The sequence below is a fragment of the Spirosoma fluminis genome (genome assembly GCF_054778895.1).
In genome coordinates this window covers 294,521-315,368 of sequence record NZ_BAAGZD010000002.1, presented here as the reverse complement: position 1 = coordinate 315,368, position 20,848 = coordinate 294,521, and the positions used below count along the sequence as shown (strand labels likewise).

Sequence of the window (20,848 nt, the reverse complement as noted above, 5' to 3'; positions counted from 1 at the left end):
GTGCCCGACCTAATCCGCCTTTGCCGGAGTAAGCGCCTTGGGGATTGTTCGCCCAAGGATAAGGTCAGCTCCTTTTTCAGCAATCATCATCACGGGAGCGTTTGTATTTCCCGATACAATGCTTGGCATAATCGAGGCATCAATGACGCGTAGCGATTCGATACCGCGTACGCGAAGCTCAGCATCGACAACAGCCCCTTCATCAGACCCCATTTTGCACGTTCCCACCGGATGGTACACTGTTTCCAGAACAGCCGTAATATGCTCCCAAATGGCATCGTCTGAGTCATACCTGACCGGCATATTGATTCCCTGACTGTATGGACCGAACGCATCTGCCTGCATGACGTCAATCGCTTTTCGAATACCGCTGATGAGTACAGCGCGATCGGCTTCGTCAGACATATAATTTGGTTGAATCACTGGCGCATCGAGCGGGTTGTTAGATCGTAGCCCGATATAACCGACACTTTTAGGTTTGAGTAACGTCGGTAAAACCGTGTAGCCGTCGGTGTGAGGATACGTGGAAAGGTCATAAAAATCAGCTTTGCCGTCGTTGCCGAAATGAACCGGCGCAAAATGAAATTGCATATTTATCCGATCAGGCGGTAGTGACGCGTCTGGTCCATTGGTGTTAAGAAAAGCGACAGCTTCGAGCGGACTAATCGTCATGGGTCCCTTCCTGTTGATAAAAAACTGGGCTAGTCCCCTTAGCTGATTAAGAGGTTTCAGGTGAAAATTAGCCGAGACGGCCCGTTGGGAGCTTAAACTGCTTACGCCCGTGAATACGTGATCCTGTAGGTTCTGACCAACGCCCGGCAAGTCTTTTTTTACGGCAATGCCCGCTGAACGTAACGTATCGGCGGGGCCAATGCCCGATAACATCAGCAACTGCGGTGAGTGAAACGCGCCCGCCGAAAGAATAACCTCTTTGGCTGCTCGGGCTTGCTGGGTTTGATTTTTCCCCGTTATAAACTCGACACCAATAGCCTTATCGTTTTGAATCAGAATTCGCGTTGTGTGCGCGTATGTAATGACGGTGAGGTTTGGCCGGTTCAGCGCTGGTTTCAAAAAGGCCGTGGCCGCACTGTGTCGCCGACCATTCTTAATCGTGAACTGAAACAAACCGGCTCCGTCCTGACTCGCTCCGTTGTAATCATGATTCTCGGCTATACCCGACTGCGTACACGACTCAATGAATGCGCTGGCTAAGGGCGTCTGGAAACGGGTGGCATACGTAACATTCAGAAGCCCATTCCGGCCGTGGAACCGCGGGTCGAGCTGGTCGTACTGCTCGTTACGCTCCGAGCGGATGAAATACGGTAATACGTCCTCATAACTCCAGCCCGTGTTGCCGAGTGCTGCCCAGTCGTCATAATCAGCCCGGTTTCCGCGCACGTAGGCCATCGCATTGGTAGACGAGCAGCCGCCCAGCGTTTTACCCCGTGGCTGGTACATCCGCCGACCGTTCAGGGCTCGCTGGGGCTCCGTCCAGAATGCCCAGTCAACGGCCGATCCATGCAGCTTGGTATAAGCCGCTGGAATGTGAATTTCGAGTTTTTTATCTGGCCCACCGGCTTCCAGCAGCAGAACAGACGTCGACGGATCTTCCGAAAGGCGATTTGCCAGCACACATCCGGCGGAGCCAGCGCCTACAATGATATAATCGAAGGTCATTTTGCAGATTGACTATAGTCGGTCAGATGAGACAATATACCTAAAAATAAGCCCTTTAGCGCATCATTTCTTTCAAATCTTCAGGAGCATACCCATTGGTTTTTCGTTTACTAAGCCTGTTTGCAAACAAAAGCGCCAGCTATCCTTTTTATTCATATTTGCCCGGCACATTTTTTGACAAGGCTTAGTAACTCAACAGCGACAACGTTATGAATGACATACGTATACTGGCAACAGGATTACGCTTTCCGGAGGGCCCGGCTTTCGATGCCGACGGAAACCTGTGGTGCGTAGAGCAGGAAGGAGAAACTTTGTTTTGCCGACGTACCGACGGCAAAACAAAGCGCGTGCATACCGGAGGGCGGCCAAACGGTTCAGTATTTCACAAAAATCACATCTGGTTCTGCGACTCCGGGCATAACTCGATTCGTCGCCTGGACGTAACAACGGAAAAAATCGAAACGATGGTGAGTATGGTCAACGGCCAGCCGCTCAGTATGCCCAACGATCTTATTTTTGATGAACACGACAATCTGATTTTTAGCTGTCCGGGCTCGCCCGAAGGCAGTCAGCAGGGGTACGTAGCGGTTTATTCACCATTCGGTTTGATTGAAGTTATTGCCGATGGGTTGTTTTACCCAAATGGCTTATTGTTGTATAAAGAGAATCTCTTAATCAGCGAAACGCATCGGCAGCGAATCTGGTGTGGTTACTGGGACCCCATCAGTTTAAGCTGGGAAAATATTCGGGTGTGGACCAGCGTAATTGACGCACCCGCCGACGCTCCTATTCCGGGTCCGGATGGTATGGCGGCTGGCCCCGACGGGAATCTCTACGTAGCGGTTTTTGGCGCTGGCGTGATTAACGTTTTTTCCGACGAAGGTACGTTACTCAGGGACATACCTTTACCGGGCCGTAATCCATCGAACTGCGTATTCGATCCTTCCGGCGAGTTGGGACTTGTTGTGACCGAAACGGAAAACGGGCACTTATTAAGCGTTCGCTTATAAGTGCCCGTTAAAAGAGGCAGACGTAACGGCGCGGGTTATTTCAGTTCGGCCAGCACCGTTACGCCCCCTTTGGTCCGATCACCAATATTTACTTTGATGTCAGCATCCAGGGGCAGAAACAGATCGACCCGGGAACCGAATTTGATAAATCCCAACTCGGATCCCTGTTCAACGGGCTGCCCTTCTTTCACGTACCAGACGATCCGGCGCGCTACAGCCCCGGCAATCTGACGCAGCAAGACTTCAATTCCGTTCGCCGATTGAATAACGACCGTTGTCCGCTCGTTTTCGGTGCTTGACTTTGGATGCCAGGCAACCAGGTATTTGCCCGGGTAATATTTAAAGTAGCGTACAATACCCGACACCGGATTTCGATTGACGTGCACGTTCAGCGGTGACATGAAAATCGATATTTGCCGACGACGCGCCTTGAAGTACTCACCTTCTTCTGCTTCTTCAATCACGACGATTGTACCATCAGCCGGGGCAATCACCTGAGATTCCCCCATGGTCAACTGGCGGCTGGGTACCCGAAAAAACTGCACAATCAGCCCGAAAAAAATCAGGCTGGCGATCAGCAGTATGACCAGGGCCGTTGGATTATCGGAAAACAGAAAGTAATAAGCCAGCAGATCCAGGGCTACTAAGATCAGCCCTGTAGTAAGCATTATGGTGTATCCTTCGCGGTGTAAGCGCATGTAATAAGTAATGATTTATGTGGTATGATTTACGAAACGAGCCCTCAAAGGGGATGCCTTTCGCAAGTTGGAGACAAAACTGATAAAGCGTCGCCTGTCCTGAGCCGTTCCGCAAATTAAATCAATTAATAGCCACCCCGGAACTTATAGGTACTGGCAACTTTGTCGATTGCCACAATATAAGCCGCCAGACGCATCGGTACCTGATACTTCTGTGAGGTCTCGAATACGCGGTCGAAGGCATCCTTCATGACGCGGTCGGCACGGCGGTTAATCCGGTCGAGTGTCCATTTATACCCGATCCGGTTCTGCACCCACTCGAAGTATGATACGGTAACTCCGCCCGCATTCGCCAGAATATCAGGCACAACCAGAATGCCTTTGCTGTTGATGATTTCGTCGGCGCTGGCCGAAGTGGGGCCGTTTGCACCTTCCACAATCATTTTAGCCTGGATCGAACCCGCGTTATCATCCGTAATTACGTCTTCTTTGGCCGCTGGCACTAATACGTCAACCGGCAGGGACAATAATTCTTCGTTGGATATTTTCTCCGCGCCACTGAAGCCCTCTAAAGTGCCTTTATTGGCGTTCCGATAATTAACCGCGGCTGTGATGTCAATGCCGGCCGCATTGTAGTACCCTCCCGAAATATCGCTGACGGCAACAACCGTCACCCCGCGCTCATGCAGCAACTCGGCCGCAAATGAGCCTACGTTACCAAATCCCTGCACGGCGGCTGTGGCCCGGTACGGATTCATCCGCAGCTTGTCCATCGCGGCCAAAGCCGCAACCGTAACCCCACGACCGGTAGCTTCGGTACGGCCCAGCGAACCACCCAATACGAGCGGTTTACCGGTAACGACGTTGTTAACAGTCATGCCCTTTGCTTTTGAGTATTCATCGACGATCCAGGCCATTTCACGGGGGCCTGTTCCCATATCCGGTGCCGGAATATCCCGATCGGGACCGATTACGTCGAGCATGGCAACGGTATACTGGCGGATCAGCCGCTCAATTTCTCCCGCCGACATCTCCCGCGGGTTACAGGCGATACCCCCTTTAGCTCCTCCGTAGGGGATATCCACAACGGCACACTTCCAGGTCATCCAGGCTGCTAAAGCCCGCACCTCGTCGAGGTTAACAGCCGGATCGAGTCGAATCCCGCCTTTGGCTGGTCCAAGAATATTAGAGTGAATAACGCGATATCCTTCAAAAACCTTGATGGTCCCATTGTCCATTGTAACGGGCAAGCCAACAATTACCTGCCGGGCGGGTACTTTCAGGATGTCATACATTTCGTCAGAAATACCTAACAAACGAGCAGCCGCATCGAAACGAGACATCATCGATTCAAGCGGATTTTCTTTATCTTTTATGGGAGCTGGTTCAATATATGCCATGGCTATAATTAACGCTTAGCTATAAAACAAATTTGCGAATGAAGTGTCCCGCAAACTTAATAAATGAAGAATAACATTACCAAAAGTATATTTTTTCTATGATTAGTATAAATTAATTAGGCAAGAGAAAGTGTTACCTAGACGATATTAAACCAAATTCTTGGCTCCGATTAGCCACTATATCAGAATAATAATTTGCATAAGTGTAAGAGTACGGTTCGCTAGATTTTCTACAAAATAGGGATTAATACCAGCTATAGTGTCTTGAGCCATTGAAAAGCCGCTTACAAACCATTAATTTTGTGGTTAATATCATACACCCATCAAATTGATCACTTGCTATGGTCCAGGAAGAGAAAAAGAGATATTCAGAAGAAGACCTGAAAGAGTTTCAAGAACTGATCAGTCAGAAGCTCGAAGCGACCCGCAGCGAGTTGAACTACATAAAGGAAACTCTTAGTAAACGTAACGACAGCGGCACTGATAATACATCGGGTAACTCGAAGCTTCTCGAAGACGGCGCTGATACCAGCGAACGCGAAAATTTAAGTCAGCTGGCTGCCCGACTGCAAAAGTTTATTCAGCAGTTAGACGCTGCTATGGTCCGAATCAAAAACGGTACGTATGGCATTTGCAAGGACACGGGTAAGCTGATTCCTAAAGAGCGCCTTCGCGCTGTGCCGCATACTCAGCAAACGATCGAAGCCAAACTTCGGCAGTCCAAGTAGCCGCACTACAAGTTTACCAAAGCCCACAGGGCCAATGACTAGATCATTGGATCTGTGGGCTTTTTGTGTGCTCTCAAACGAGCGTTTTTTCTACAAACTTGTTCCGGATTTTCAACCCATATAGTAATCGTTACCAACCCCATGTTTAAGACCAGTTGCTCTGTGTTCCGCTTATATATAGGAGTAATACGTTAAATAAAAGCTTTTTAGCCGTCAGGAGCGATAGGCTATGTTTTTAAAACAAATTGGGCGCTTTTTTGTAAATACACCATAGTAAATATAAACAAATACAATCATGCTGGAACGCTTGGAAGAAATTCGGGAGAATATATTCCGCTACCTGGAAGCCCGCATCGAGCTGTTTACGCTGGAAACTCGCGGGAAAGTAGAAGAAGGTGTCGTTGTTGGGATTCACGGGATCGTACTCGCGCTGCTGGCAACCATGACCACTATATTCGTATTCAGTCTACTGGCTGCTTATCTGAACGAGGTAACCGACAGCCGGTATCTGGGATTCTTAATCGTGGCTAGCTTTTTTCTGGTCATGACGTTGATCTGGGTTGCGGGAAAAGATTTCTTTAAATCAAAAATTCGGGTGGCGGCTTATAACGCCATCAAGAAAAGTCAGGAAAAGAAAAAAGAAGAAAAGTCAGAGGCCGTACAAGAATTGATGGCACAGACCCGAACATCGCTGAACGAAAGCGGACGCTACGTGGAGCAGGGGCCGACTACGCCTAAAACGTATTGATTATTGCTTCACTACATTTTACATCAGATTTCTCACCTAGCCAATACATAGTTTATGGAAGACCCTAAAGTACCATTCGCTGACACAACAGCTCGACGGGCTCAACTTATGGCCGCCACTGAGCGCTTCAAAAGTTCAATCACAGATGGTGTTGACTCCATGAAGGGTGATGCAACGGAGTTAGGTAAAACCGCTGCGTTTGTTGCGGGTGCCGCTTTAGCCGTATATTTGGTTGTTAATGCGATTCTGCCCAAATCCGATGAGTATCGTTACGCCGAGAAATACGGCGAACGCGACGAAGACGAGTATGAGGATGACGACGACGAAGAGGACGATGACGAATCGTACGCTCAGGCTCAGCCGCCAACTCATAAGGCCGTAAAACAGCAAGCCAAGAAAACGCAGAAATCAGCAGCCGCAAGCGGTCTGATCGGTGGTTTGGTCACGTCAGTGCTAACCAACATCGCCCGCGAGCAGCTAGCTGGCTTTCTAGCCCGCATCCGTCAGAATAATGCCATCAACCCAGCCGCCGATCCAACAAAGTACCACGAGAAGGCTCCAACCCAGCCTGTTAGTTACACTTCGGAATCATAGATCATCCGGCAAAAAAGCGCTTGGCATCTTGCTCGATCCCGATAAGGTCGAGCAAGATGTGCTTATAAACATGCTAAACCGGACAGCAGCCTATCCGATCGACTTTTTTCTGGTGGGTGGCAGTTTAGTGACTGATTATAGCCACAAAGAGGTAATTGCTACCATCCGTCAGCATTCGTCAACACCGATTATCTTGTTTCCGGGCAATCCCCTACACATTGAGTCCTCGGCCGATGCTATCTTTCTGCTCTCGCTGATTTCGGGACGTAACCCCGAATTTTTGATTGGCCAACACGTGATTGCTGCTCCGTTGCTTAAAAAAAGTGGGTTGGAAATCCTGCCGACGGGCTATATGGTCGTCGATAGTGGTACGCAAACGACCGTTTCGTACGTTAGTGGTACAATGCCGCTTCCTCACGACAAGCCCAGCGTAGCCGCATGCACCGCAATGGCGGGTGAAATGCTTGGCTTACAACTCATGTACCTCGATGCGGGTAGCGGAGCCCGGTGGCCCGTTGCGCCGGAGATGATTGCCGCCGTCCGGGCGGTAGTAGATACGCCTATCATCGTAGGCGGAGGCATCAATTCGGGCGAGAAGGCGTATCAGGCCTTGCGGGCCGGGGCTGATCTGATTGTTGTTGGAAACGGTATAGAACAGAACCCGGATTTACTGCCGGAATTGTCAACCGTAGTGCGTGAATTTAATCAATCGGCCGTACAAGCTTAACCATGAAACACATTGCTGTTATTCTGCTGTGGCTTACCACCGCGCTCTTTTTAGTCTCAACAACCAATACCGTTGCGCAGTCAGATTCAAAGCCCGAGATGGTATACACGACAGTTGAGCAGCAACCGGAATTCCCAGGCGGGAAAGCGGCCCTGAGTCGGTATCTAGCCCAAAACATAAAGTTTCCGAACTCGCTGATTCGTAAGAATTACAGCACGGGCCAGGTAGCCGCGAAGTTTATTGTCGACCGGTTCGGGAACGTGCGCGATGTGCGAATTACCACAAAGCCCCTCGAAAAAGAGACGCGCAAGGGCATGCAGGAATACATGACAGGGATTATTGCCGCTATCGAGAAGATGCCACGCTGGCGGCCCGGCGAAGTGGATGGCCGTCCGGTATCGGTATTCTATACATTACCGATTGAAGTAAATTTACAATAAAAAAAGCCCGGAGCGTTCCGGGCTTTTTTTATACGTTCATCAGGGATTCACGACGGCGCATCTTACCGGCCGGAATGCCAAACATCATTTTGAACCGTCGGCAGAAGTAAGCCGTGTCTTTATAGCCAACCTCAGCCCCGATGGCCCGGATGCTCTTCTTACTGGTACGTAATAAGCCTACGGCAGCCTCCATACGCTGGTATTCGATGTAATCCTGCGGATTAATACCCGTCAGCATTTTGAAATACTGCCCAACATAGTCTTCCGATACGTTTGCTACGTTCGCCAGCACCTTGTTCGACAGATCACCACCCAGATTCTCTTTGATGTAAGCAAAAATATCGATCAGGCGTGGGTCTTTGAAATACGTACTGTTCGTAACTAACTGCTCAACGAACAAACGATTCTTGAGGATGTAGCGAACTACCTCAATCACAATTTCATCGGTCTTGATCTTAATGATCCGTCCCTTACCCGCCAGATCCGTCATGTCCTCGGCCAAAATCTGATCGATCGTATTCGCCAGATGGTCTTCGCGTTTAATGATAAACGGAGGTACGTCGAGCGAATTAAAGAAATTGACCGAATCAAAGACTTTAGCTTCGAACGACACATAGCCGAACGAGTTGGGCAAATGGCCGATCAGCCGGGGATCGTGGTTACCTTCCCAATATGATTCGCGGTGCGTCATAAACTCTTCGTTCGACACGACCTTAGCGTTCGATGGGTCGCCATACGTAACGGTAACATGTTTTCCGCCGGGGATAAACAACATATCGCCAACATCCACGCTCACTTTCTCATCACCGATTGATACTTCCCCATTATATAAGATGAGTAATGTATTCTCAACATCGTAGAAATTCTTGATAGTGATGGGCTGTAGAATACGAATATTACGGGCTTTAATGAACTTAACGCCCAGCGATTCGATAATTTTATTATAGTCTTCCATAGCTGAAGGGTGCGTTCTAACCGGATTTGCACTCAAATTTGCACAAATCTAATAATTTGTACAAAACTAATACAAGTAGAAAAGTTTCCGAATAATAAATAAAAAGCCCGTTCTCAATAAAGAAACGGGCTCAGAGTGCAAAATAATTCTATTTTCTTTAGAAAAAGCTCACCGAATAAGCTCGCGGGCGATCACTAATTTTTGTATTTCCGACGTACCTTCATAGATCTGGGTGATTTTAGCATCCCGCATTAGCCGCTCTACGTGGAACTCTTTTACGTACCCATAACCGCCATGAACCTGAACGGCTTCGGTGGTTACCCACATGGCTACTTCAGAAGCATACAGCTTCGCCATAGCCGCAGCCTGCACATAATCTTTGTGTTCGTCCTTCAACCGGGCCGCCTTATACACCAGCAGCCGGGCCGCTTCAATTTTGGTTGCCATCTCGGCTAACTTAAACTGAATGGCCTGGTGATCAAAGATTTGCTTGCCGAATGATTTGCGTTCCAAGCTGTATGTTAAGGCCAGTTCATAGGCCCCGGCGGCAATGCCCAGAGCCTGAGCGGCAATACCGATACGTCCGCCGTTGAGTGTGGTCATCGCAAACTTGAACCCGAACCCATCTTCGCCGATCCGATTCTCTTTAGGTACCTGAACATCGGTAAACAGCAGCGAATGGGTGTCCGAAGCCCGAATGCCCATTTTATCTTCTTTCTTGCCAACCACGAATCCAGGCAAACCTTTTTCAACGATCAGACAGTTGATACCGTGGTGCTTTTTTTCGCGGTCTGTTTGCGCAATCACTAAGCAGATGCTCGACGAATTTCCGTTGGTAATCCAGTTTTTTGTGCCGTTCAGCAGGTAGTAATCGCCCTTGTCGTCGGCGGTAGTGGCCTGGGATGTCGCATCGGAGCCTGCTTCGGGTTCCGACAAACAAAACGCGCCGATTACTTCGCCCGCAGCGAGCCTGGTCAGGTACTTCTGCTTTTGCTCTTCGGTGCCGTATTGTTGAAGCCCGTAACAGACGAGCGAATTATTGACGGACATGATCACCGAAGCGGACGCATCAACTTTGGAAATTTCTTCCATGGCCAGTACGTAGGAGACGGTATCCATGCCGCCACCGCCGTATTCGGGCGCCACCATCATGCCCATGAAACCCAGTTCGCCCATGCGCTTTACCTGCTCGGCTGGGAAACGAGCTTCGTTGTCGCGCTCGATAACACCCGGCAGCAGTTCATTCTGTGCAAAATCGCGGGCCGCTTCCTGTACGGCGAGGTGTTCCTCCGATAAATTAAAATTCAATCCCTGTAACTCCAGCGTTGCCGTTGCCATTGAATTGGTTGATTAGTCAGTTTTAACGTTTGTTGTGAATGGGGTAAATATACGAAGAAACTGCCTAATAGTATGCATGCATACGGTTACTCGAAGAGCAATGTAATCAGCTCAGCTACACAGGCTGGTTTCTGTTCACCCTCGACCTCAAAGGCGCATTCTACGATGGCCCGAACACCATTGCCGTCTTCATTGGCGTTTTGGGGCTCAGCATGGTGCAGCCAGGCCTTCATGCGCAGCCGGCTGCCAACCGGCACCGCGTTTGTAAACCGAATCTTGTTGGCCCCGTAGTTGATTCCCATCTTCACCGACTCCACGCTATAAATTTCGGCCAGGAGCTTCGGCGCTAACGAGAGTGTCAGGAAGCCGTGTGCAATCGGCGTTTTATACGGAGATTCCCGGGCCGCCCGCTCCGGATCAGTGTGAATCCATTGATGATCGCCCGTCGCTTGCGCAAACAGGTCAACCATTTCCTGAGTAATGATCATGTAGTCGGTTTCACCGAGTGACTGTCCGGCGTGGGCCGAAAATTCGGCCAGATTAGCAAAGGTTTGCATGGATGATTAGGTTTTGTGCAATTTTACCGGCATGACAAAAGGTGCCGATGTTCGCTTTTTTGAGTTTGAAGGCGGTCGACTGGCTTACCGAACCTACGGGAAGGGACCTGCTACGTTGCTTGCCTTTCATGGTTTCGGACAAGACAGTCAGGTATTTGCGCCCGTTGAGAAATCAGTTGGTACGCTGTTTACGACTTATGCCATTGACTTATTCTTTCACGGAGCCAGTACCTACAGCGACCCAGAGTTACTAACTAAAAGCAGTTGGCAAAGGTTAATCGACGCTTTTTTGCGGCACCTCGGCGTTGATCAGTTCGGAACAGTGGGGTTCAGCTTAGGTGGGCGCTTTGCGCTGGCAACGGCGGAAGTTTTTCCCAATCGCGTAACTCAGCTCATCCTGATCGCTCCCGATGGCATCACTCCAAATTTCTGGTATCGACTGGCTACAGGTTTCGGCCCGGGCCGGATGCTGTTCCGCTACGTATTACGTCACTTATCGGTATTGAGCTACCTGGGAGTTGGGTTAACCCGACTGGGTTTGCTGAATCGGACTGTTATGCGTTTTGCTGAGCTTTCGCTGGGTACATCCCAGCAGCGCGATTTAGTGTATACTTCCTGGACTCAATTCCGACGGATCAAGCCGAATCTAGGCGCTATTAGTACTTCGTTGACTACGCGTTCGGTATCCGTTCGCTTCTTTGTGGGTGCATTTGATCGCATTATTCCACCCCGGCATATTCTGCCGCTTGGCAACCGACTTCGGCGGAGTGAAATAACGATACTACGTACTGGTCATAACCATTTGATCGAGATGGCTGCCCAGCGCTTAGCGCAACGCGCGTTGAATGACCTGCCACAGGCCGACAATCGACACGATAACTAACCCGATAATGATCAGCTGTGTCCAGTTGCTTTGATTGGGGCTTTCGAGCAGAGTACGAATTTCGCGGGCTTCGTGCCCCGACCAGATCGCCAGTAACGTCCGGGGCAGCATACCCAGGAAACCACCCAGCAAAATGTTACTGAGTTTAGCCCCTGAAAGCGCAAACATCAGGTTCGTTAACCCGAAGGGAAGGATGGGTGAAAGCTTGGCAAAAAAGATTACTTCCAGCTCTTTGTTCAGAATACGGTCGAGCACCGACTGCGCTTTGGGGTTACGGCGCAGGAAAGCGATAAATCGGTCGTGATCCAGCCAGTGTACAATTGAATTGATAAACAGGATGCCCCCCAGGTTGATGATGCACAGCGGGAGGACCGCCTGCCAACCTAAAAAATAACCGAATATCAACGCCAGCATGGTTGGGGGCGTTAAAGCGGCTGATGTGATTGTACACATGAACGTAATAGCAACCCATTCCCAGGTCGTGAACCGGGCGATGGCGGCTTCGTACACGATGGCATAGTACGTCAGCGCCGACGTAAAGACGATGGGCGTTACGGAGAGTAGTATCCCGGCAATGGCGGGTCCGGTCAGTTTTTTGAGAATGGCTTGCTTCACTAGTTATCAAACCGCCTAATAGCCCCGGCGGTTTAGAAATGAAAAACGTATTACCTTCGATTATGAAATTCGCAACCAAAGCTATACACGCCGGTATCGAGCCGGACCCCACGACCGGCGCGATTATGACGCCGATCTATCAGACGTCGACCTACGTTCAGGAGTCGCCCGGGAAACACAAAGGATATGAGTACGCCCGTACGCAAAACCCGACCCGAACGGTTCTGCAAAATAACCTGGCGGCTCTCGAAAACGGCAAACACGGTATCTGTTATTCTTCAGGCTTAGGCGCAACCGATGCGATACTAAAACTCTTCAAGCCCGGCGACGAAATCATCGCCAGTAACGACCTCTATGGCGGTACGTACCGGATCATGGTACGTGTCTTTCAGGAGTTCGGGCTGAAATTCAAGTTCGTTGGTCTGGACAATCCTGATAATCTGCAGGCCGCTATTACGCCGGCAACAAAGATGATCTGGATCGAGACGCCGACTAACCCGTTGTTACGTCTGGTTGATATTGCAGCCATCGCGGCCATCACCAAACAACGTAACATTCAACTCGTGGTCGACAATACGTTTGCCTCGCCTTATCTACAGAATCCGCTCGACTTGGGCGCTGATATTGTCGTTCACTCGGTGACCAAGTACCTCGGCGGTCACTCCGATACGGTGATGGGGGCTATTATCCTCAACGACGACGAAACGGCGCAGCGGCTGGCTTTTATCCAGAATGCCTGCGGGGCCGTACCAGGTCCACAGGATTGTTTTCTGGTGTTACGTGGTATCAAGACCTTACACTTACGGATGCAGCGGCATTGCGAAAACGCCATGCGGGTCGCTCAATATCTGCAACAGCATCCCAAAGTAAGTCAGGTATACTACCCCGGTTTAACATCGCACAGTGGCCATGAACTGGCCAAGCAGCAGATGCGCGGGTTCGGAGGAATGCTTTCGTTTACCTTACACGGCGATTCGATGCCTGAGGCTGTTCGGGTGATGGAGAGTTTCAACGTGTTTTCGCTCGGTGAGTCGCTGGGGGGCGTTGAATCGCTTTGTACGCACCCCGCCAGCATGACCCATGCCAGTATTCCCAAAGAAGAACGTGAGAAAAATGGTCTGAAAGATACGCTCATCCGGCTCAGCGTTGGCGTTGAAGACGTCGACGATTTAATACAGGATTTAGCGCAGGCGATTGGGTAGTCTGAACCGGAATTTAACTGATTAAAAAAGATTAACGGGATTTTGCTCTAGAAGCTGACGCTAAGCCCCGCTATGGCGGAGCTTAGCGTCAGCAAATATGCGTTAAATGTCAGATGGTAAATATGCAACTTGTTCCAAGCATATTATGTAGCAATATCCTGTCCATTTAATCCGTTAAATCCCGGTTCAGACAGTTAAAATCGCACTCGCACGCCCGCCAGAAAGTTACGGCCCGCTTGTGGGTAAAAGCCGTTGTCGGCGGTTACCCGGCCCTCCGAGATATAAGCGTAGGTATAGCCGTTCGATTCGTACAGTTCGTTCAGTACGTTGTTGAACAGGATTGTAAAGGCAATTTCCTGCGCAAACCGGGGCTTGAGGGAATATATAAGCCGAATGTCATTCGTAAAATACGCGTCGATTTTTCGACTCTCATTCGACGTATTGTCCAGGTACTGCCTCCCTACATATTTGGATAAAAGTCCTAATTCCAGACCTTTCACTGGGGTATACAGCAGTTGCGATCCGGCAATTACGTTGGGCGAAAACGATATGTCCGTTTCTGTGTACTGCCGACTTTCCTGCTGGCCATTGTCGAAGTTGTCGAGGAACTCTGTAAAGTTTCGAATTTTATTCTGACTAAACGTGGCGTTTACGTTCCAGCGAAGCTGTTTAGTCAGTTGGGTGCCTACTTCCAACTCCAGTCCGGCACGATAACTAACCGGAATGTTGACCCGGTTATAAGCGCCCACATCATTCAATTGGCCCGACAGGACCAGTTGATTCCGGTAATTCATGTAATATACATTCGCCGTGAAAGCCAGTCGCTGGCTTTGTATTTTGTAGCCAGCTTCGTAATCAATCAGACGTTCCGCTTTAGGACGGCTCATGGGTGTCGACTGCGTGTAATCATCGCGGTTGGGCTCACGGTGTCCCACACCGACTGATGCGTACACAGTGCTCCGATCGTTGATTGTATATGTCAGCCCCGCTTTCGGATTGAAGAACGTCAGCCCGGCGTTCTGCTGAACATTCTGTAACTGGCTGTTGAACCCCAGAAACGAATAATCGACCGTTCGGACCTGCGCATCAGCGAAGCCCGTCAGCTTTGGGGAGAACTGATAAAACGCTTTTGCATACAGATTGAAATCCGTTTTCTTGGCATTATCGGCATAATAGCGATCCCGTATGTTTGTCGTACCGGCGACACGCGCCCAGATGATCTCCCCATAGTGATCCCCATCGTATCTATTCCAACCTCCCCCAATATTGGCCGTCAGTTTACCAAAACTGTTATAATCCAGCGAAAAGACGGTTCCGTAGAAGTCGTTAGCCAGCCAGCGACGGCGGATGATGTCAGTCTGACGGATGGTTGAGTCGCCAATAACTACGTTCGGCAAGCCATAGTTACTGAACTCATCTTCTGGCCGATACTGTTCGTAATAACCGCGTCCTTTTGTGTAAAAGAACGACGCATTGAGCCGCCACTTCCGGCTCAGCTCGTGCGACGTAATCAGTTGGTAGTTGTCCTGCTGATAATTGTCCGTCTCGTTGTCGTATGTGTATGGATTATAGGTGCGCTTGGTCTTTAACAGGTTTTCTGGTACTCCGCCCCACGACTGATACGTTTGCTCCTGACCCGAAAAAACATTCAGCCGAATGAAACTCTTGTCCGTGTAGTAGCCGCCCGATATGTAAAATGATTTCAGGTTGGAGAATGCCCGGTCAATGTAGCCATCCGAATGAATGCTCGACAAACGGGCATCCAGCACAAAGTGATTATTTAATAATCCCGTGCCGGCCATTACGTTCACCTTGCGCGTACCAAACGAACCGGCCGACAGGTTGCTTTCGGCATAAGGCTTGATCTCCAGTTTATTGGTCTGGATATTCAGCGATGCCCCGAACGCACCCGCGCCATTTGTGGAGGTACCAACGCCCCGCTGAATCTGAATGCTGCTTACGGACGAAGCAAAATCGGGCATATCTACAAAGAAAGTGCCCTGCGACTCCGCATCGTTATACGGAATACCATTCAGCGTTACGTTCACCCGCGTCGCGTCGGAACCCCGGATGCGAATACCCGTATAGCCAACGCCAGCCCCCGCATCAGACGTAGTGACGACAGATGGCGTAAAATTGAGCAGTTGCGGAATATCCTGACCCAGGTTGAGCTTATCCAGATACTGACGGGACACATCGGTATAGGCAATCGCTGACTTCTGATTAGCTCGGGTAGCACTAACGACTACTTCATCGACCAGAACCGCTGATTTTTTCAGGCTGAACGACAACGTAGCGCTCTGTGTCAAATTAACAGATTGCGTTTGTGGCTCGTAGCCTAGTAACGAAACCCTTACGGATACCGAGCCTGGTTTTAGGTTAGTTAGCCTGAATGCGCCGGTAGCATCCGTAAAGGTACCGGTATAGGTTCCTTCAAGGACAACCGCTGCGCCTGGCAGCGTGCCTCCCTCAGCGTCGCTAACCGTACCCGAAATAGAGAGTTGAGCCCAGGAGGGCAGACTTGATAGCCACAATAAAGCTATCAGCATAGTACAGTAGGTCGTCGTTTTTTTCATGATGAAAAAGAATGACGATAGGCAAGGGGCCAATCCTACCTTTGGTTGAACATAAAAATTAAGAAATCCAGCGTGCCGCGTCCGGCCTCCCTTCGCAGCATTACCCGCGCAGGTTCGATGGGTATAATCTCAGCCCGTTGTATTAGGGCACCCCTTATTAAGATTAGCGGGGCAAAGTTAAGCGGATTTTAACAAAACAAGACTCTAGTTTGGACGTTTCTCTACAAGGCTAGTGTATATCAACGTATGAGTGAATTTGATTTAGTTGTGCTACAGGAAGAATTCACCGGTAGTCGGTTAAAAAAAGGAGATGTCGGTACAATCCTGACCGTTTACAATGAAGGCCAAGCCTTTGAGGTGGAATTTGTGACGTTAACGGGTGAACCGGTGGCTATTGAGACCTTATTACCACACCAAATTCGGAGTGTACGCGCTTCCGAAGTGATGACTGTTCGGGACATGGCCGTTCAATAAGAAACGAATTCGTAAAGTTTTGAGGTTTACGCTTTTCCGCAATGGCAAATATTTATAATTTTGCAGTCCAAATTGCAAAAGCATGAGCAAGAAGAACAGCGGATTAGAGTTTTTGGAAGATCCGGACGCGTTAGAAAACAGATTAGAGGATGTTGGCGACTTCTTTCAACAGAACCGGAACATCGTATTAGGCGTACTCGGCGGCATAGCTTTGCTAATCGTTGGGTTCTTCGGATACCGGGCCTACGTAAGCAGCCAGGATGATACAGCCCAGGCCGAGATGTTTCCATCGGTGTATAAACTCGAAGCCGACTCGCTGAATAAAGCGCTCAGTGGCGATGGCAAAACGCCGGGCCTGTTGTCGATTGCCGATAGCTATGGCTCAACCCCGAGTGGTAATCTGGCTGAGTTCTACGCTGGACTTGGTCTGCTGAAACAAGGTAAGTATGACGACGCTATCGAACATCTGAAAAGCTTCAGTTCTTCGGATCTGCTGGTTCAGGCTCGCGCCTATGCCCTGATTGGAGACGCGTACATGGAGAAGAAGAGCTTCGACGAGGCTGCTGATTACTACCAGAAGGCAGCTGATTATAAATCTAACAAATACTTTACGCCTGGCTATCTGATAAAGCTGGCTGTTGCTTACGAGCAAGCCAAGCAAAATGAAAAAGCCATTGCGACTTACAACGACATTATCGAAAAATACGCCCAGTCTGCTGAAGCCGTTAGTGCTAAGAAGTATAAATCCTTGCTCGAAGCAACGGTCGGCGAGTCGTAAGCGTATCTGAACGGATCAATACAGCAAAGGACAAAACCGACCGGGGTTTTGTCCTTTTTTATTAGCTACGACTTATGATTGTGGAGAAATACATACCGTCGTGACCGTAAGCTATTCATTTGTAATCATATAACTATTTATGTCCTCCGCCAATAAGAACCTTAGCGTATTCTCGACTGATGAGCTACCTGACATCAGTGCTCGTCGGTTTGCAATTCTTGTTTCTGAATGGAATACCGACGTAACGGAAGCCTTATTTGAAGGTGCCTATCAGACGCTGTTAACCAATGGTGCAAAGGCCGAGAATATTGTTCGGGGTAACGTGCCGGGCAGTTATGAATTGAGCCTTGGCGCTCAATGGTTTGCACAACGCGACGATGTGGATGCAGTTATTGCTTTGGGGTGCGTTATTCAAGGCGAAACTAAACACAACGACTACATCAATCATGCAGTTGCGCAAGGCCTGACTAATGTTGGTTTAAAGACGGGAAAGCCCATTATTTTTGGCGTACTGACTCCAAACGATCAGCAGCAGGCACTTGACCGGGCAGGCGGAAAACACGGCAACAAAGGCGACGAGGCTGCCATCACCGCCATAAAAATGCTGGGCCTCCAGAAGCAAGTCTATTCCTATCAATTCAAATAAAGAGTGAAAGAGCGAATGAGCGAAAGAGTGATTGCTTTCGCCCAGCTCGCTCTTTCACTCACTCACTCTTTCGCTCTTTAAAAATGCACGTCTGGAAATTCGGTGGTACATCAGTCGGGAAGCCCGAACGTATGCACTCCATCCGTACTTTAATTACCAGCGACGACACCCGTAAAATCGTCGTTCTCTCCGCCTTGTCAGGCACTACAAATGCGTTGTTGGCCATCGGCGAATCGCTCAAAGCGAATGACGATGCCGAGGCAACAACCAAAATCGAGGCTCTGAAAGCGCATTACGACGGCTTTGTCAATGAGCTGTATAAAACTGAAGCAGGTAAGGCTGCCGGGCAGCAAATCATCGAGAAAGAGTTTTCGTTTATCCGCTCGCTGGTCCGCATCAAGCCGTTTACGCTCAAGCAGGAAAAGGAGCTGGTTGCGGAGGGTGAGTTGTTAAGTACTCAGATGTTTGCGGCTTATCTGATCGAAGAAGGCGTACCCGCTACGTTGCTGCCCGCGCTGGAATTCATGCGGATTGATGCCGATAATGAACCTGAGATCTCGTATACAGAACAGCAGCTGGCCAGTATGCTGCCTCAGCACGAGGATAAGCAGATCATTGTGACCCAAGGGTTTATCTGCCGGAACCCGCGGGGCGAAGTAGATAACCTCAAGCGGGGTGGATCAGATTATACAGCCTCATTGATCGGTGGGGCAATACGTGCCGAAGAAATTCAGATCTGGACAGACATCGACGGGATGCACAACAACGATCCACGTATCGTCAAAAATACGTCCCCGGTTCGTGAGTTAACCTTTGATGAAGCCGCAGAGCTGGCTTATTTCGGCGCTAAGATTCTGCACCCATCGACGATTACGCCCGCCCGCATGTTTGGCGTGCCGGTACGTTTGAAAAACACGATGGACCCCGCTGCGCCCGGCACGCTCATTGCTGATCGCACCGAAGGGTCGGCCCCGGAGCAGCAGGTATTTAAGGCGGTTGCGGCAAAGGATGGCATCACGGCTTTATATATTCACTCGAGCCGTATGCTGAATGCGTATGGCTTTCTGCGTCGTATTTTCGAGATTTTTGAGAAGTATAAGACGCCGGTCGATATGCTCGCTACGTCGGAAGTGTCGGTTTCGGTGACAATCGACAATACGGAGCGAATTCAGGAGATTAGCGAGGAACTGAGTGCTTTCTGTACGCTCGAAGAACCGGACTACGATCAGACTATCATCTGTATCGTTGGTAACTTCAGCGCCGATAACGAAGGCGTGGCAGTTCGGGTGTTCAACGCGATGAAGAACATTCCGATCCGTATGGTTTCGTACGGCGGCACCGAGAGTAACCTTTCAATGCTTGTTCACAGTCGTTACAAAGCTGATGCCTTGAATGCGCTGAATGAAGGGTTATTTTCGTTGTAAGCTAGCTTACAACTTAGCTCTATAAAGGTTTCTAGAAATACAATTGACTAAAGCGGGCTATGTACCTGTGCTATAACTAATGCTTCAACTTTCCTTCATCCGCGAGAATAAAGAAACTGTGCTGGCTGGTCTGCGCAAGCGCCATTTTGCGAATGCCGAAACGGCCGTTGATCAGATACTGACTCTTGACCAGCAACGGCGTGACACCCAGAAAGAACTGGACGATATACTGGCTCAATCGAACACAAAAGCTAAAGAAATTGGCGCGTTGATGAAGTCGGGTGACAAAGCAGCGGCTGAATCAGCTAAATCTGAAACAGCCACGCTAAAAAATCGCTCGAAAGATCTTGACGAAAATCTACGACAAATTGAGCAGCAGTTGCAGGACGTACTTGTTACCATTCCTAACGTTCCCCACAGCAGCGTTCCCGAAGGTCGCGTAGCTGATGATAATGAGGTTGTGCTCGAACACGGTGAAAAGCCTACGTTGTACGAAGGGGCTAAGCCACACTGGGAGTTAATCGAGCAGTATGACATTATTGACTTCAAGCTGGGCGTCAAAATCTCGGGGGCCGGGTTTCCGGTATATAAAGGAAAGGGTGCACGTATTCAGCGGGCGCTGATCAACTTTTTTCTGGATGAAGCCCTGAAGGCAGGCTATACAGAGGTACAGCCGCCAATTGTAGTCAACGAAGATTCTGGTTTCGGTACGGGCCAGCTGCCAGATAAGGAAGGTCAGATGTACTACGTTACCGAAGACAAGCTGTATCTGATTCCAACGGCTGAAGTCCCCATCACGAATATTTACCGCGATGTTATCGTGCCGGAAGCGCAGTTACCCATTAAAAACGTTGGTTATACGCCTTGTTTCCGGCGTGAAGCAGGTTCCTGGGGGGCGCACGTACGTGGCCTGAACCGGCTGCACCAATTCGACAAAGTGGAGATCGTTCGGATTGAGAAGCCCGAAAACTCGTATGCCGCTCTGGAAGAAATGAGCCGGCATGTGCAGTCGCTGCTCCAGAAATTGGAATTACCCTACCGCGTACTACGACTTTGTGGGGGGGATATGGGCTTTACGTCGGCCTTGACCTATGATATGGAGGTGTGGTCGGCAGCGCAGCAACGGTGGCTTGAAGTCAGTTCGGTTTCGAACTTCGAGACGTATCAGGCTAATCGGCTTAAACTGCGGTCCAAGATTGAGGGAAAAACGCAGCTAATGCATACACTGAACGGTTCAGCGTTGGCGCTGCCCCGTATTCTGGCGTCCATTTTGGAGAATAACCAAACGCCCGAAGGCATACGAATACCGAGCGTACTCGTGCCGTATTGTGGATTTGACGTAATCGACTAACGTAACAGGCCGAACGTGGCTCGGCCT

The 20,848-nt window shown here is 49.7% G+C and carries 21 protein-coding genes; 13 read left to right on the top strand and 8 right to left on the bottom strand.

Going from position 1 to position 20,848, the window contains the following annotated elements; genetic code table 11:
- Positions 1 to 9 precede the first annotated feature (9 nt).
- Positions 10 to 1,677, bottom strand: a complete 1,668-nt coding sequence (locus ACYVBJ_RS01805) for a GMC family oxidoreductase (RefSeq protein ID WP_460980587.1) — start codon at positions 1,675 to 1,677, stop codon at positions 10 to 12.
- Between the two features lie 209 nt (positions 1,678 to 1,886).
- Between ACYVBJ_RS01805 and ACYVBJ_RS01800 the strand changes: the two genes are divergently transcribed.
- Complete coding sequence (locus tag ACYVBJ_RS01800; RefSeq protein WP_460980586.1) at positions 1,887 to 2,687, top strand: SMP-30/gluconolactonase/LRE family protein; 801 nt, start codon at positions 1,887 to 1,889, stop codon at positions 2,685 to 2,687.
- 35 nt (positions 2,688 to 2,722) lie between these two features.
- Here the strand turns inward: ACYVBJ_RS01800 and ACYVBJ_RS01795 are convergent, their stop codons facing one another.
- The gene (locus tag ACYVBJ_RS01795) at positions 2,723 to 3,385 is read right to left on the bottom strand and encodes a phosphatidylserine decarboxylase family protein (RefSeq protein WP_460976702.1); all 663 of its coding nucleotides are present in this window, start codon (positions 3,383 to 3,385) and stop codon (positions 2,723 to 2,725) included.
- Positions 3,386 to 3,510: 125 nt separating this feature from the next.
- Entirely contained in the window at positions 3,511 to 4,785 is a 1,275-nt protein-coding gene (locus ACYVBJ_RS01790; protein WP_460980585.1) for a Glu/Leu/Phe/Val family dehydrogenase, read from the bottom strand.
- A gap of 341 nt (positions 4,786 to 5,126) precedes the next feature.
- On the opposite strand from ACYVBJ_RS01790, the gene ACYVBJ_RS01785 reads away from it, so the two are divergent.
- The 5 genes from ACYVBJ_RS01785 to ACYVBJ_RS01765 all read left to right on the top strand — a co-directional run bounded on the left by ACYVBJ_RS01785 (position 5,127) and on the right by ACYVBJ_RS01765 (position 8,022).
- Positions 5,127 to 5,513 carry a TraR/DksA family transcriptional regulator gene (locus tag ACYVBJ_RS01785; protein ID WP_460976704.1) on the top strand — a complete coding sequence of 129 codons (387 nt, stop codon included), beginning with the start codon at positions 5,127 to 5,129 and terminating at the stop codon, positions 5,511 to 5,513.
- Positions 5,514 to 5,808: 295 nt separating this feature from the next.
- Positions 5,809 to 6,261, top strand: a complete 453-nt coding sequence (locus ACYVBJ_RS01780) for a phage holin family protein (protein ID WP_460980584.1) — start codon at positions 5,809 to 5,811, stop codon at positions 6,259 to 6,261.
- A 54-nt stretch (positions 6,262 to 6,315) separates the two neighbouring features.
- On the top strand, positions 6,316 to 6,855 hold the full coding sequence (locus ACYVBJ_RS01775; protein ID WP_460980583.1) for a hypothetical protein: 540 nt from the start codon (positions 6,316 to 6,318) through the stop codon (positions 6,853 to 6,855).
- Between the two features lie 28 nt (positions 6,856 to 6,883).
- Positions 6,884 to 7,582 (top strand): phosphoglycerol geranylgeranyltransferase, encoded by a 699-nt coding sequence (locus tag ACYVBJ_RS01770; protein WP_460980582.1) that lies wholly within the window; start codon positions 6,884 to 6,886, stop codon positions 7,580 to 7,582.
- 2 nt (positions 7,583 to 7,584) lie between these two features.
- On the top strand, positions 7,585 to 8,022 hold the full coding sequence (locus ACYVBJ_RS01765; RefSeq protein ID WP_460980581.1) for an energy transducer TonB: 438 nt from the start codon (positions 7,585 to 7,587) through the stop codon (positions 8,020 to 8,022).
- Positions 8,023 to 8,050: 28 nt separating this feature from the next.
- Here the strand turns inward: ACYVBJ_RS01765 and ACYVBJ_RS01760 are convergent, their stop codons facing one another.
- The 3 genes from ACYVBJ_RS01760 to ACYVBJ_RS01750 form a co-directional block, all read right to left on the bottom strand.
- Complete coding sequence (locus tag ACYVBJ_RS01760) at positions 8,051 to 8,977, bottom strand: helix-turn-helix domain-containing protein (protein WP_460980580.1); 927 nt, start codon at positions 8,975 to 8,977, stop codon at positions 8,051 to 8,053.
- 168 nt (positions 8,978 to 9,145) lie between these two features.
- Positions 9,146 to 10,315, bottom strand: coding sequence for an acyl-CoA dehydrogenase (locus ACYVBJ_RS01755; RefSeq protein WP_460980579.1), 1,170 nt, complete (start codon positions 10,313 to 10,315; stop codon positions 9,146 to 9,148).
- Between the two features lie 86 nt (positions 10,316 to 10,401).
- Complete coding sequence (locus ACYVBJ_RS01750) at positions 10,402 to 10,872, bottom strand: MaoC family dehydratase (protein ID WP_460980578.1); 471 nt, start codon at positions 10,870 to 10,872, stop codon at positions 10,402 to 10,404.
- 31 nt (positions 10,873 to 10,903) lie between these two features.
- Here ACYVBJ_RS01750 and ACYVBJ_RS01745 point away from each other — a divergent pair, with 31 nt between their 5' ends.
- The gene (locus ACYVBJ_RS01745) at positions 10,904 to 11,755 is read left to right on the top strand and encodes an alpha/beta fold hydrolase (protein WP_460980577.1); all 852 of its coding nucleotides are present in this window, start codon (positions 10,904 to 10,906) and stop codon (positions 11,753 to 11,755) included.
- On the opposite strand, the gene ACYVBJ_RS01740 is transcribed toward ACYVBJ_RS01745, so the two are convergent.
- The gene (locus ACYVBJ_RS01740; protein WP_460980576.1) at positions 11,699 to 12,370 is read right to left on the bottom strand and encodes a TVP38/TMEM64 family protein; all 672 of its coding nucleotides are present in this window, start codon (positions 12,368 to 12,370) and stop codon (positions 11,699 to 11,701) included. The two genes, ACYVBJ_RS01745 and ACYVBJ_RS01740, sit on opposite strands and share 57 nt — an antisense overlap.
- Before the next feature lie 62 nt (positions 12,371 to 12,432).
- Between ACYVBJ_RS01740 and ACYVBJ_RS01735 the strand changes: the two genes are divergently transcribed.
- Positions 12,433 to 13,572 (top strand): cystathionine gamma-synthase, encoded by a 1,140-nt coding sequence (locus ACYVBJ_RS01735; RefSeq protein ID WP_460980575.1) that lies wholly within the window; start codon positions 12,433 to 12,435, stop codon positions 13,570 to 13,572.
- Positions 13,573 to 13,766: 194 nt separating this feature from the next.
- On the opposite strand, the gene ACYVBJ_RS01730 is transcribed toward ACYVBJ_RS01735, so the two are convergent.
- Complete coding sequence (locus ACYVBJ_RS01730) at positions 13,767 to 16,148, bottom strand: TonB-dependent receptor (protein WP_460980574.1); 2,382 nt, start codon at positions 16,146 to 16,148, stop codon at positions 13,767 to 13,769.
- Positions 16,149 to 16,394: 246 nt separating this feature from the next.
- On the opposite strand from ACYVBJ_RS01730, the gene ACYVBJ_RS01725 reads away from it, so the two are divergent.
- The 5 genes from ACYVBJ_RS01725 (at position 16,395) to serS (ending at position 20,821) form a co-directional block, all read left to right on the top strand.
- Complete coding sequence (locus tag ACYVBJ_RS01725; protein ID WP_460980573.1) at positions 16,395 to 16,622, top strand: DUF4926 domain-containing protein; 228 nt, start codon at positions 16,395 to 16,397, stop codon at positions 16,620 to 16,622.
- 82 nt (positions 16,623 to 16,704) lie between these two features.
- A complete protein-coding gene (locus ACYVBJ_RS01720) occupies positions 16,705 to 17,400 on the top strand; it encodes a tetratricopeptide repeat protein (protein WP_460980572.1) in 696 nt (231 codons plus the stop codon).
- Positions 17,401 to 17,539: 139 nt separating this feature from the next.
- Positions 17,540 to 18,046, top strand: coding sequence for a 6,7-dimethyl-8-ribityllumazine synthase (gene ribH, locus ACYVBJ_RS01715; RefSeq protein ID WP_460980571.1), 507 nt, complete (start codon positions 17,540 to 17,542; stop codon positions 18,044 to 18,046).
- Positions 18,047 to 18,129: 83 nt separating this feature from the next.
- Entirely contained in the window at positions 18,130 to 19,470 is a 1,341-nt protein-coding gene (locus ACYVBJ_RS01710) for an aspartate kinase (protein WP_460980570.1), read from the top strand.
- Between the two features lie 79 nt (positions 19,471 to 19,549).
- A complete protein-coding gene (gene serS / locus ACYVBJ_RS01705) occupies positions 19,550 to 20,821 on the top strand; it encodes a serine--tRNA ligase (protein WP_460980569.1) in 1,272 nt (423 codons plus the stop codon).
- The last annotated feature ends 27 nt before the right edge of the window (positions 20,822 to 20,848 follow it).